Source organism: Flavivirga spongiicola, from assembly GCF_030540825.1.
Lineage (GTDB): Bacteria > Bacteroidota > Bacteroidia > Flavobacteriales > Flavobacteriaceae > Flavivirga > Flavivirga spongiicola.
The window spans coordinates 3,806,612-3,820,101 of the sequence record NZ_JAUOEO010000001.1; the positions used below are offsets into that span (position 1 = coordinate 3,806,612).

A 13,490-nucleotide genomic window follows, 5' to 3' on the forward strand; every position below is an offset into this window, starting at 1 on the left:
CTGATTTTATAAAAAGAAACTTTTTTAATTTTGCTATGTTTCAATCAGACACTACTTAGGTAAATATTATTACTACTAATTTATTAAATAGTTAAATGAAAATGAATACCAAGATATACCATGTAAATTGTGTTGAGACAAATCGTATTATTATAAATGGACAAGGAAATAATGCTACATGGGATAAAGCTGTTACATTAACAGACTTTGTATCACCTTGGGAAACAAAACCAATTGACAAAATTGAATTTAAAGCAGTTCATGATAACGTGAATTTGTTTTTTTTATTTAAAGTTTATGACCCTCAAGTTCATATCAATAAAAATGATGATAGTATTAATAGTATTAATAATTCTGATAGGGTAGAGCTTTTTTTTAGAACAGATGCGTCATTAACCCCTTATTATTGTTTAGAGATAGACCCTACACCAAGACTTATGGATTTTAAAGCGCATCCAAACAAACAATTTGATTTTAACTGGGATTGGCCGGTTAAAGACATTCAAATTAAATCATCTATAAATGAAAAAGGTTTTACTGTTGAGGGTGCCATTAGTCTTAGATCACTGACTGATTATGGCTTATTAAAAGATGGGAAGATTGAAACTGGAGTATATCGTGCAAAATACCACCAACAACAGGACGGAAGTTATGAACCTACATGGATAACCTGGGTAAACCCAAATACAGAAACCCCCAATTTTCATATAGCATCTTCTTTTGGACTATTTAAATTAACCTGAGTTTTGATTTAATAGCGAGTAATTTATTTAGCATAAGTTTATCTTGAGCATTATCGAAATATAAAATGCTTTTTATATTGAAGATACCTAGCGAAGCTTAACGAAAGATTCATGTTTTGCTCTCTGCCAGCGCTGGGGTCTCCGTAGCATTTTCAGCAGAACTCTGGTAAGCCTAGACCTTTTTGATCCTTTTTGCGGCAATGGCAAAAAGAACATCATATAATTTTTAATGTCGTTAATTTGGGATACACCTTAGTTGGCCGATAAACAGGTTTTTATATGATAAAATACTGTTTATCAGTGATATAAATGCAGTTATTTATTGGATTTTATATCAAACTCACGTTATTTATACTTACTCACGTTAAAATTAGAAGGCTATTAGTCCCTCATAAAAGGCTTAACATTTTCAGAATTAATAATGTCAATTGGTAAAAGAATTTCATTAGGCAGTTCTTTTTCAAAAAGTAAATGTTCTGCCAAGGATTTTAATCCAAGATATGCTTGTTGCTTAGGGTTCTGATGAATTAAAAAATCAATAACACCGTTTTTTAAGTGCGTAACATTTTCATTAACAAGATCATACCCAATAAGAGATACTTTGGCAGCGTTTATTTTACTCAAAACATCTGCAACCTGATAGCCTTTTGATGTTGTTACACATAAGCCAGCAAGATTTTCATGTTCGTTTAAGAAATTAATGAGAGAAATTTCAAAATCAGTACGTTTTAACTTTAGTGTAATAATGGTGTTCTCAAAATGGTTAAACTGCTTATAATACTCCCTAAACCCTCTTTCCTTTTCTTGCATATGTATCGCATTTTTATACTTTTCATCAATATGAATAATGACGATATCTCCTTTTTTCTGTGTGGTACTTTGCATTAATTTAGCTGCTACTCGTCCACTTTGATGTAAGTCTTGACCAACAAACCCTTTAACAACTTCCGATTCAATACGGTTATTAATAGTAGAAACAATAATACCTAGTTTATGATAATCTTCTAATGCGATTAGAGTTTCTTTATAAAAAAATGGCACCATTAAAACAGCATCAGGAGATAACTTTTGAACATTTTCGTTTGCATTTAAAAACGATTTGGTACTTTTTGAATTGAATAGTACAGTTTCTATATGTATTCCAAAGGCATTTAATTCATTAATAACACTATTAATACCATGGATGCAAGGGCTCCAATAGTCATCAACTTCTGGGTCTGGAATCAAAATACAAATACGATAGACCTTATTGTTTTTTAAATTTCTTGCAATAAGATTAGGTTGGTAATTTATTTCTTCAAGTAATTTTGTTACACTTTCAAGAGCTTTTTTAGATACCTTACCTCGTTTATGAATAACTCTGTCTACAGTCCCTTTCGATACTCCGGCCAAATCAGCAATATCTTTAATAGTATATTTCTTCATGTATACAAATATATAAAACATTAAATTAAGATCTAAAAATGTGCACGATAACATTATTTTTGTGTGTTCGAGCACATTTTTAATTTTTTTTACTTATTTTTGACAAAATATTCTAAATGTTAACTAAAAAAGAATCGTAAAAATTAACCTAGTTTAAGAACATTTAAAAGAAAAAAAAGAGATGGGGAAACCAGCACTTGTCATTTTAGCAGCAGGAATGGGTAGCAGATATGGCGGTTTAAAGCAAATGGATGCATTTACTCCAGAAGGAGATACAATCATTGACTTTTCAATTTATGATGCACTTCAGGCAGGATTTGGAAAGTTTGTATTCATTATTCGAAAAAGTTTTGAAAAAGAATTTAAAGAAATTTTCAATAAAAAATTAGAAGGAAAAGCAGAAGTAGTTTATGTATATCAGGAATTAGATTATGTTCCTAAAAAATATATAAACCCAGAAAGGAAGAAGCCTTGGGGGACAGGGCATGCCCTTTTAATGGCAAAAGATGTGGTTCAGGAAAATTTTGCAGTTATAAATGCTGATGATTTTTATGGTAAGGAAGCTTTTGAAGTCATGGCAAAATCTTTAACGACAAAAAATAAAGAGTCCTATGATTTTAATATGATCGCCTATTTGTTAAAAAATACAGTGTCTGATTATGGATTTGTTTCCAGAGGTGAATGCCAGGTAAATGAAGAAGGATATTTAACAGATGTTACAGAGCGTACTCATATAGAAAGAATTAATGAACAGCTCATGCGTAAAGATGATGATGGTCTATTTATTCCTATAAAAGAAGATACGGTAGTTTCTATGAATTTTTGGGGGTTTACACCAAAATACTTTGAGTTTGGAGATAAATTGTTCAATGACTTTTTAGAAGCAAATAAAGAAAATTTAAAAGCAGAGTTTTTTATTCCGTCAGTTGTAAATGCCATATTAAAATCGGATGTAGCTACAGTAGAGGTATTAAAATCTGATGCAAAATGGTTTGGTGTTACCTATAAGGAAGATAAAGAAATTGTGCAAGAAGCTATAGGGAAGTTGAAAGAAAAAAACATTTATCCGACAAAACTTTGGTAACATGACACAAGAACAAATAATATTCAAGTTTAATCAATTCAATCATACATCTGAGTTTGTTTCTTATAAAGAGTTGGTTTCAGGTCATATAAATGACACCTATTTAATTGAAACAAAAGAACAACCTTATTATATTCTTCAACGTGTTAATCATTTGGTTTTTAAAGATGTGCCAGGATTAATTAGAAACAAAGTAAGTGTAAGCAAGCATATCCAGAAGAAGTTATCGCATTTACCAGAAGATGAATTAAAGCGAAGAGTACTTATCTTTGTACAAGCAAAAAATGGTGATTATTATTACAAAGATGAAGATGGGAATTTTTGGAATGTTATGGTTTACATAAACGAAAGTGTTACTCACGACATTGTAAAAAATAAAGAAATTGCTTTCGAAGGAGGAAAACTGTTTGGGGATTTTTTGAATTTAACCAGCGATTTTGATGCGTCAAAACTAATAGAGGTGATTCCTAAATTTCATGATATGTCTTTTCGTTATATGCAATTTGAAGATTCTCTGAAATCGCCTTCAAAAGAACGATTAGAATTAGCTGAAGAATCTATAAAATTTGTTGAAGATTCTAGGGAAGAGATGCATATCCTTCAAAAACTAAAAGATACAGGAGGGATTAAGTTACGTGTTACACATAACGATACAAAAATTTCGAATGCATTGTTTGATTTGAATAATAAGGGGCTTTGTGTTATTGATACGGATACCGTAATGCCTGGAATTGTACACTACGATTTTGGAGATGCTATAAGAACCATTTGTAATACGGCTTCTGAAGACGAAAAAGATTTAAATCTTGTAAACTTTAATTTTGATTTTTATAAAGCTTACGAAAAAGGGTTTTTAGAGACTGTTGGTGATTCGTTAAGCCCCATTGAGCTAAAATATCTGCCATTAGGAGCCAAATCAATTATATTCATTATGGGAATACGTTTTCTAACAGATTTTTTAAATGGAGATGTTTATTATAAAACAAAATACTCAGAGCATAATTTAGATCGCGCTAAAAACCAATTTAAATTAGCTAGAAGTCTTTCAGAAAAGTTTAAAGAAAAACAGATTAATATAATATAAACACTAATTAAAATCATGAAATTATGACACAAACAAAAAATAGTAACACTAAAGCCATAGCTATTATAGCAGGTTTGTTTGCTATATTCGGATTTGTAACTTGGATAAATGGAACCTTAATTCCATTTATGAAAACCATAAACGAATTAACCGAAGCACAATCTTATTTAGTAGCTTCAGCATCCTATATTTCTTTTGTTGTGATGGCATTGCCAGCATCTTATCTTTTAAATAAAGTAGGGTATAAAAAAGGAATGTCTATAGGTTTAATAATTATGGCTATAGGAGCATTGGTTTTTATTCCTGCAGCAGAAGCAAGAACGTATTGGATCTTTTTAACAGGTATCTTTATTCAAGGTATAGGGATGACAATTTTACAAACTGCTGCAAATCCATATATTACTATTTTGGGACCTATAGAGAGTGGTGCAAAGCGTATAGCTATTATGGGTATTTGTAATAAAGGAGCAGGAGTTATAGCAAATATAATTTTTGGCGCTTTATTACTGAAAGGAATAGATGAGGTTCAAGATAAATTAGCTACAGCTACTGATGCAGAAAAAGAAACGATGCTGAATTCTATGGCAGATAGTGTATTTATGCCTTATGTAATTATGGCCATAGTGTTATTTATTTTTGGTTTGTTAATTAGAAAAGCACCTTTACCTCAAGTTGATGCTGATGAAACTGAGGAAGTAAAAGAAGGTTCTAATACAAAAACAAGTATCTTTCAATTTCCACATTTATGGTTAGGAGTGCTTACGTTATTCGTTTATGTAGGAGCTGAGGTTATAGCTGGAGATTCTATTATAGCTTACGGGCTATCATTAGGTTTCCCTGCAGAATATGCAAAATTTTTCACACCATTTACATTAATAGCCATGATTTCAATGTATATATTAGGTGTCATCTTAATACCTAAATATTTAAAGCAAGGTACAGCATTGAAAATTAGTGCAGCTTTAGGTATTATATTCAGTATTTGTATACTATCTACAACAGGGTTTACATCTGTAGTATTTGTGGCAGCTTTAGGGATTGCAAATGCACTTGTATGGCCGGCAGTATGGCCATTGACGCTAGATGGTTTAGGTAAATTTACAAAAACAGCTTCAGCACTATTAATTATGGCAATCTCTGGAGGAGCAATAATACCGCCCTTATACGGAAGACTGGTTGATTCTGGAAAGGAAGAACTTATAGCAAGTGGTGTAGAGCAAGCAGAAGCATTAGCAACAGCTTCAACAAGTAGTTATTGGATATTGATTCCATGTTATGCTATTATTTTACTTTTTGCAGTTTGGGGGCATAAAATGAAAAGTTGGACAAAAAATTAAACACTTACAATTAAAATAAATTACATTAAAAATGTTAAAGAGTCATATAGATAAATCAACAGGCTTTGAAAAAAGATTTGAAAATGCCGGAACTGTAGTCTATGAAAATTCAACAGAAGCATCAAAAGCTGTCGCCAAAGAGATAGCAGACCTTATTAAAGTTAAAGAAGCTCAAAAGCAACCTTGTATCTTAGGGCTAGCAACAGGGTCTTCACCTAAAGGGCTGTATGCAGAATTAGTACGTCTGCATAAAGAAGAAGGCTTAAGTTTTAAGAATGTCGTGTCATTTAACTTGGATGAGTATTATCCAATGGAACCAGATTCTATAAATAGTTATGTACGGTTTATGAAGGAGTTGTTGTTTGATCAAGTCGATATTCTTCCCGAGAATTGTCATATTCCAGATGGCACCTTATCAAAAGAAGGCATTGCGGATTATTGTAGTCAATATGAAGCAAAGATAAAGGCATTAGGAGGTATCGATTTACAAATTTTAGGTATTGGTGGTAATGGACATATAGGATTTAATGAATCTGGGTCTTTGCAAAATTCAAAAACCCGCTTAGTAGCCTTAGATCATATTACAAGAGTAGCTGCCAGTAACGATTTTTCAGGTTTAGATAACACCCCAAGAACGGCTATAACACTAGGTGTAAAAGCAATAATGGAAGCCAAACGCGTTATATTAATGGCTTGGGGAGAAAGAAAATCTAATATTATAAAAGCTTCTATTGAAGGTGAGGTAACCAATCGGGTTCCGGCTTCTTATTTACAAGAGCATAATAATGCAACTTTTGTTTTAGATAAGGCTGCAGCATCAAAATTAACCCGTATCAATACACCTTGGTTAGTAGAAAAAATTGATTGGACCGATAAACTTATTAGAAAAGCTGTTTTAGGTTTGGCCTTACATTTAAAGAAACCCATACTCATGCTTACAGATGCCGACTATATAGAAAATGGGATGAGTGATTTGTTGGCAGATTCTGGACCTGCTTATGATATAAATATTAAAATATTCAATAAAATACAAAACACCATTACAGGTTGGCCAGGGGGAAAACCCAACGCAGATGATAGTAAACGACCAGAAAGAGCAGAGCCAGCAAAAAAACGTGTACTCATTTTTAGTCCACACCCAGACGATGATATCATAAGTATGGGAGGCACCTTTAAACGTTTGCAAGAACAAGGACATGAAGTTCATGTAGGGTATCAAACTTCAGGGAATATTGCCGTAGCAGACGATGAGGCGTTACGTTTTGCCAGTTTTGTATGCGACTATAACGATAAATTCGGAATAGAGAGTAAAGAAGCCGAAAACATCTATAAAAAAGCTGTAGCCTTTCTTAAGAATAAAAAAACAAGTGAAATTGATATAGAAGAAGTAAGATACATTAAAGGTTTGATACGAAAAGGAGAAGCACAGTCTACTTGTTACTTTGTAGGTGTACCAGATGATCAAATTCATTTCATGGAATTACCCTTTTATGAAACTGGTGCTATAGAGAAAAAACCATTGGGAGAGGAAGATATTCAAATTACGATGGATTTGATAGAGAAGATTAAACCGCATCAAATATATGCAGCAGGAGATTTGGCAGACCCACATGGTACTCATAAAGTATGTCTGGATGCTATTTTTGAAGCTGTAAAACGATTAAAGCCCAAAAAATTCATGAAAGATTGTTGGGTTTGGTTATACAGAGGAGCCTGGCAAGAGTGGGGTATTGATGAGATTGAAATGGCAGTACCTATGGGACCCGATCAGGTCCTGGAAAAGCGAAGAGGGATCTTCAAGCACCAATCACAAAAAGATGGTGTCGTATTTCAAGGAGCAGATAGTAGAGAGTTTTGGCAACGTGCTGAAGACAGAAATAGTGAAACAGCACAACTTTATGACCAGTTGGGCTTATCGCATTATGCCGCTATGGAAGCTTTTGTGAGATGGAAGTATTAAGATATTAAAATGATCATTATTATTAACAGATTCTAATAATATTTATATTACTAATAACGATAATTATAAAATACATAAAACCACTCCGAATGTAGGAGTATCTACTCTAACTAGTAATTAATTATAGCCTTTGTTAAAATACAAAGGCTATAATCTTTTTTGATTGATTTTGTATACATTTGTTATAGACCTTAATGCCTTTTTAAGATTTATGACAAATGTTTTTTCATATATAAGAGATTGTAAATTATTTAGAAAATTTATAATAGATGACCTGCTATTTGTAGAGTTTAAATGTCTTGTTGAAGAAATTCGTTTTGGTATGTGGTCCGATGCTAATTACTTTGTATTTGTTACCAATGGCAAGAAAATGTGGAAAACCCATCGTAATGATTACATGGTAAAAGCTGGAGATGCTTTATTTGTGAAAAAAGGCGCCAATATTGCTCATCAATTTCATAGTGAAGATTATTGCGCATTAATGATATTTATGCCAGATGATTTTATTAAAAAATTCATGCTAAAATTTAGCGATACCATTGTGTATAAAAAAAATGATGAACTCATAGACTCAGATGGTGTTTTACGATTACATGTAGACGATTTTCTATTATCTTATATGAAATCGTTAGAGGTCTATTTTGAAGCGCACGATCACCCAAATGTTAATGTCATTAGATTAAAGTTTGAAGAATTATTGCTTAATATTTTTACTTCAAACAAACATCAAGATATTTCATCATATTTATGTAGCTTACAAGCTTCAAATAGTGTACAGCTTAAACAAATTATGACGGATAATTACCCATATAATTTAAAATTAGAGGAGTATGCTACACTTGCTAATATGAGTTTAAGTACATTTAAAAGAAGTTTTAAATCTGTTTTTAATGAAAGTCCAGGACGTTGGATTACTAATAAAAAAATGGCATTGGCAACTCAATTCTTAAAAACTTCAGATAAGACGATTAATGAAATAGCTTACGATTGTGGTTTCGAAGATCCTTCTCATTTTATCAAGGTTTTTAAAAAGCATGAAAATGTAACACCGCTGGCTTATAGAAATACAATTAATATTTAGATGATAAGAAAGCTTAATCATAAGAAAGAACAAGTATCTAAAGATATATATCATGTTTTTCAAGCATCTTATAAAATTGAAGCAAAATTACTTCAAGTTAAATTTCAAGATTTTCCACCTTTAAAAAGAACAGTAAATGAGTTTCAGGACAGTACCACAAATTTTTATGGTTTTTGGAAAGCATCAAAATTAGCAGCTGTTATTGAAATTGATAAGGTAAATAATATAACAGATATCTGTAGTCTTGTTGTTCACCCTTTATTTTTCAGGCAAGGCATCGCCAAAAAACTTTTAGAGTTTGCGGTAGAATTGTATAATTCAGAAATAATTATTGTTGAAACAGGGTTGGCAAATAAACCGGCAATTATTTTGTATGAGAAGTTTGGCTTTGTGTTGCAAGGAAAATATATGACCTCAATAGGTATTGAAAAAGTAAAATTCTCATTTCATAAAACGCATTGAGACTTAATTAGTAATACAGCCTTAAACAGAAACTTCCCATTTGATTTTTACAGCAGATATTTTTTTGTTTTCTAATCGGTCATTAGTTACTTTAAACCCTAACTTTTTATAAAATTTAATAGGTGATTTGTATTTTTCACCGTTTTGTTTAACATAATTATCCGTATCAATAACCCAACCATAGAGTTCAGTTGTATGTTGTGTTACCATTTCAATTAATTGACTAGCTATTCCTTTTCGTTGATGCTCAGACTTAATTATTATAACAAACCATTTTTTCGAATCTTTTATATACGTTGACAACCAACCAGAAATTTGATGATCTAATTTAATTACAAAATGCTCGAGGTTACCTAATCCATCTAAATAAGCTTCGAAGTCTTTAATTGTTTTGTGGACCAAAGAGTTAGGATACTCATGATTCCAAATTTTTAAAATTTCCTTCTTTTGAAAAGTATTTAGTTGGTTTGTTTTTTCAATAACCATTTTTTTAGATAAAAATAGAAATACAAATGTAATTATTATCCTATTATAATATGTTGACTTGTAGTTTGGTGCCAAATTCAAACTAATGAACCGATTATACCATTCATAGAACTTATTACACTATCCTAACGTAATGATGCTCAATACATTTGTAATGTAAATGTTCAATAAAACAAATTGAACGCATATTAACTACTAAATGTATCATTCTTATGAAGTCAAAAAACTTTTCACGACGCGATTTTATTCAAAAAGGAACACTAGCAAGTATTGCTGCGACAACCATAGTTGGCAGTAGTTTTGGTCAATCTCCCGTTGTATCAAAAATAACGGATAAGAAACAAACAAAATTTAATTATCCATCCAGCGCAACTAAAAAGCTAACTAAACTGTTAAACATTGAATACCCTATAATTCAAGCACCAACAGCGGGCGTTATTAATAGTTCATTTACATCAGCAGTTTCAAACAATGGCGGTTTAGGTGCATTACCATTAAGTTGGTCAGAACCAGATTATGCCATAAAACAAATTGAGGCAGTTAAAGGAAAAACTAAAAATTCATTTTTTGCAAATTTCGTATTGAATTTTGAACCTAAAGCTTTTGATATAGCCATAGAAAATGGGGTACCTATTATACAATTCTCTTGGGGAATGCCAACTAAAAAAATGGCCACCAAAATGAAAGCAGCAAAAGTCGTTTTAGGAATTCAAGTGACTAGTGAAGCGAGTGCAAAAGCAGCTTTGGATTTAGGTGCAGATTATTTAGTTTGCCAAGGTACAGAAGCTGGAGGTCATGTGCATGCATCAAGACCATTAGCAGAAGCATTAGAACGTGTTTTAAAAATAGCGGGAGATGTGCCGGTGGTTGCTTCAGGCGGCATTGCTACAGGGCATAAAATGCGTGAATATATGCAGATGGGAGCTTCCGGTGTTGTTATGGGGTCAAGATTTGTCGCTACAGTAGAAAGCCGAGGACATGATATTTATAAAAAATCCTTGGTAAAAGCAAAAGCAGAAGACACCGTTTTTACCACCTGTATGAATAAAGGGTTTGAAAACACAACACATAGAATACTGCGTAATTCAACATTCGAAATGTGGGAATCTGCAGGTTGTCCTGCCATCGGAAATAGGCCAGGAGAGACAGATACCATTGTTAAATATGGAGAAGACATCCATGTAGAACGCTATAGCATTAACTCCCCTGGATCATTTTATACAGGAAATATAGAAGCCATGGCAAACTATGCAGGAACTAGTATTAATGATATTAACGATATACCAACAGTAGCAGAATTAATTAAGAGAATTTGGAAAGAATTCCTAGATAAGTAGTAATACCAATTTGAGTGTAAACATTAAAACAAAAAATGATGACTACAGTAAACACAACATTAAATGGTTTCGATTTAGAAGCCATAGAAAACACAGTAGGAGCTTTAAAGAGCAATCCTAAAATTGCAGAATTCAAATTTAAAGCAACAAACAAATGGGAATCTGGTCCACGAAACACAAGTCAAATACAAGGATTTTACGGTGCTTGTCAAGACGATACCACAAGAGTAACCCCTTTTGAATGCAGTACAGATATGCCAATAGTTTTAGATGGTACAGATGTGGCACCAAGTCCGCCAGAATTTTTGCTACATACATTAGCGAGTTGCATGACAACATCTATGATGTTGTTAGCATCTGCAAATGGCATTAAAGTAGCTGACGTGACCATACGTGTTGAAGGTGATTTAAACCTAAATGGATTCCTTGGTTTAGATGCTTGTATCTTAAAGGAGTATGAGCAAATAAAAGTATCTATTGATGTTGAAGGGGATTTATCTGAAACCGAAAAACAAGAATTACTAACATTTGCCAAAAAATCACCCATTTATAACACCATATTAAATCCAGGAGCCATCAATGTATCATTGCATGCTTAATCTAAAAACTATATTAAATTTAATAACATCATGGAAAATTTAAAATTCGAAACGCTACAATTACATGCAGGTCAGCAACCAGACCCAACTACAGGGGCTAGCGCTGTGCCAATTTACCAATCAACCGCATTTACATTTAAAGATTCAGAGCATGGAGCTAACCTTTTTTCATTAAAAGAGTTTGGAAATATCTACTCAAGAATTACCAATCCAACTGTCGATGTTTTTGAAAAGAGGATTGCAGCTTTAGAAGGAGGCGTAGCAGCTATGGCTGTGTCGTCAGGACAAACAGCACAGTTTATAGCATTAAGTAATATTCTTGAAACAGGCGATAACTTTGTGTCTACTTGTCATCTATATGGTGGTGCTTATAATCAATTTAAAGTACAATTTAAAAGATTAGGTATTGAAGCTCGTTTTGTAGATAAAGAAACACCAGAAGCTTTTGAAGCTTTAATTGATAGTAAAACAAAAGCATTGTATTTAGATACCATCGGAAATCCAGAGCTAAACATTCCAGATTTCGAGAAATTTGCAGCTTTAGCCAAAAAATATGATATCCCATTAGTAGTGGATAATACCTTTGGTGCTGCAGGTTATATTGCAAGTCCAATTAAGCATGGCGCAAATGTTTTGGTAGCTTCTGCAACAAAATGGATTGGTGGCCATGGTACGAGCATGGGTGGTGTTATTGTTGATGGCGGAAATTTTAACTGGGGAAATGGTAAATTCAAACAATTTTCAGAACCATCAGAAGGTTATCATGGGCTAAATTTTTGGGAAACCTTTGGAGAAGGGAATGCCATGGACATGCCAAACATCGCTTATATCATCAGAGCACGTGTGGAAGGCTTACGAGATTATGGCTCGTGTATGAGTCCGTTTAATGCGTTCTTGTTTTTACAAGGATTAGAAACCCTATCATTACGTCTGGAGCGTACTATGAAAAATGCACACGACTTGGCATTATGGTTGGAATCTAACCCATTAGTCGAAAATGTAAATTATCCAGGACTAAGCTCTAGTAAATATCACAATAGAGCAAACAAATATTTAAATAATGGTTACGGTGGTGTGCTAACATTTACGCTAAAGGGAGACAGACAAGATGCAGCTAATTTTGCTGATGCACTACAATTGATTTCACATTTAGCTAATGTTGGGGATGCCAGAACCCTTATCATTCATCCAGCATCTACAACACATCAACAATTAAGTGATGCTGAACAATTAGCATCAGGTGTGCATCCAACACAACTGCGTATTTCTGCGGGTATTGAGCATATAGACGATATTAAAAACGATATCAAACAAGCAATAGAGAAGGCTTTAGCTAGTAATGCTGAATTAGTTTAAAATATCAATGATTAAAAAACAAAACTAACTTATGACAACAATTAAAGAATACGACAAAAAATTTATGTTAAGGTGTATAGAACTATCTCAAATTGCAGTTAATAACGGTGACGCTGCTTTTGGAAGTTTAGTAGCCCTAGATGATAAGTTGATCGCAGAAGGGGTAAATAATCTTAAAGGGAGGGTGTCAGACCATGCCGAAATTTTAGCACTGCACAACGCACATGTAAAATTAGGAACCCCAGATTTATCAGACTGCACATTATATACGAGTTGTGAGCCTTGTCCAATGTGTTCCTTCATGATTAGAGAATATAAAATCAAAAGAGTTGTATATGCATTGCCATCGTTGTATGTAGGTGGCTATTCAAGGTGGCCAATTCTACAAGACAAAAAACTAGAAGAATTGAAGCCTATTTTTTCAAATGCTCCAGAAATTATAGGCGGATATATGGAAGAAGAAGCAAATGTTGTCATGAAGCAAACACCACTTTGGATGTTTGGTAGCAGTACAAGATAAAATTGATTTTTAAATA

General features: G+C 32.9%; 13 protein-coding genes. 11 read left to right on the forward strand and 2 right to left on the reverse strand.

Annotated features, from left to right (window positions below; translation table 11 throughout):
• Positions 1 to 101 precede the first annotated feature (101 nt).
• Entirely contained in the window at positions 102 to 743 is a 642-nt protein-coding gene (locus tag Q4Q47_RS15145) for a carbohydrate-binding family 9-like protein (RefSeq protein ID WP_303307477.1), read from the forward strand.
• 381 nt (positions 744 to 1,124) lie between these two features.
• Here Q4Q47_RS15145 and Q4Q47_RS15150 read toward each other — a convergent pair whose 3' ends face one another.
• Entirely contained in the window at positions 1,125 to 2,168 is a 1,044-nt protein-coding gene (locus tag Q4Q47_RS15150; RefSeq protein ID WP_303307478.1) for a LacI family DNA-binding transcriptional regulator, read from the reverse strand.
• Positions 2,169 to 2,349: 181 nt separating this feature from the next.
• Here Q4Q47_RS15150 and Q4Q47_RS15155 point away from each other — a divergent pair, with 181 nt between their 5' ends.
• From Q4Q47_RS15155 to Q4Q47_RS15180, 6 genes are all read left to right on the forward strand, one after another.
• Positions 2,350 to 3,252 (forward strand): nucleotidyltransferase family protein, encoded by a 903-nt coding sequence (locus Q4Q47_RS15155; RefSeq protein WP_303307479.1) that lies wholly within the window; start codon positions 2,350 to 2,352, stop codon positions 3,250 to 3,252.
• Position 3,253: 1 nt separating this feature from the next.
• Entirely contained in the window at positions 3,254 to 4,336 is a 1,083-nt protein-coding gene (locus Q4Q47_RS15160; protein ID WP_303307480.1) for a phosphotransferase enzyme family protein, read from the forward strand.
• 23 nt (positions 4,337 to 4,359) lie between these two features.
• Positions 4,360 to 5,673 (forward strand): sugar MFS transporter, encoded by a 1,314-nt coding sequence (locus tag Q4Q47_RS15165; RefSeq protein WP_303307481.1) that lies wholly within the window; start codon positions 4,360 to 4,362, stop codon positions 5,671 to 5,673.
• Between the two features lie 31 nt (positions 5,674 to 5,704).
• On the forward strand, positions 5,705 to 7,633 hold the full coding sequence (gene nagB, locus Q4Q47_RS15170) for a glucosamine-6-phosphate deaminase (protein ID WP_303307482.1): 1,929 nt from the start codon (positions 5,705 to 5,707) through the stop codon (positions 7,631 to 7,633).
• 163 nt (positions 7,634 to 7,796) lie between these two features.
• A complete protein-coding gene (locus Q4Q47_RS15175; RefSeq protein ID WP_303307483.1) occupies positions 7,797 to 8,714 on the forward strand; it encodes a helix-turn-helix transcriptional regulator in 918 nt (305 codons plus the stop codon).
• The gene (locus Q4Q47_RS15180) at positions 8,715 to 9,176 is read left to right on the forward strand and encodes a GNAT family N-acetyltransferase (RefSeq protein ID WP_303307484.1); all 462 of its coding nucleotides are present in this window, start codon (positions 8,715 to 8,717) and stop codon (positions 9,174 to 9,176) included.
• A gap of 21 nt (positions 9,177 to 9,197) precedes the next feature.
• Here Q4Q47_RS15180 and Q4Q47_RS15185 read toward each other — a convergent pair whose 3' ends face one another.
• Positions 9,198 to 9,662 carry a GNAT family N-acetyltransferase gene (locus tag Q4Q47_RS15185; protein ID WP_303307485.1) on the reverse strand — a complete coding sequence of 155 codons (465 nt, stop codon included), beginning with the start codon at positions 9,660 to 9,662 and terminating at the stop codon, positions 9,198 to 9,200.
• 212 nt (positions 9,663 to 9,874) lie between these two features.
• Here Q4Q47_RS15185 and Q4Q47_RS15190 point away from each other — a divergent pair, with 212 nt between their 5' ends.
• Genes Q4Q47_RS15190 through Q4Q47_RS15205 form a run of 4 tightly spaced genes read left to right on the forward strand, consistent with a single transcriptional unit; the run spans position 9,875 to position 13,474 of the window.
• On the forward strand, positions 9,875 to 10,999 hold the full coding sequence (locus Q4Q47_RS15190; RefSeq protein WP_303307486.1) for an NAD(P)H-dependent flavin oxidoreductase: 1,125 nt from the start codon (positions 9,875 to 9,877) through the stop codon (positions 10,997 to 10,999).
• 35 nt (positions 11,000 to 11,034) lie between these two features.
• Positions 11,035 to 11,598 carry an OsmC family protein gene (locus Q4Q47_RS15195; protein WP_303307487.1) on the forward strand — a complete coding sequence of 188 codons (564 nt, stop codon included), beginning with the start codon at positions 11,035 to 11,037 and terminating at the stop codon, positions 11,596 to 11,598.
• A 30-nt stretch (positions 11,599 to 11,628) separates the two neighbouring features.
• Positions 11,629 to 12,954, forward strand: a complete 1,326-nt coding sequence (locus tag Q4Q47_RS15200) for an O-acetylhomoserine aminocarboxypropyltransferase/cysteine synthase family protein (RefSeq protein WP_303307488.1) — start codon at positions 11,629 to 11,631, stop codon at positions 12,952 to 12,954.
• A 31-nt stretch (positions 12,955 to 12,985) separates the two neighbouring features.
• Complete coding sequence (locus Q4Q47_RS15205; protein ID WP_303307489.1) at positions 12,986 to 13,474, forward strand: nucleoside deaminase; 489 nt, start codon at positions 12,986 to 12,988, stop codon at positions 13,472 to 13,474.
• The last annotated feature ends 16 nt before the right edge of the window (positions 13,475 to 13,490 follow it).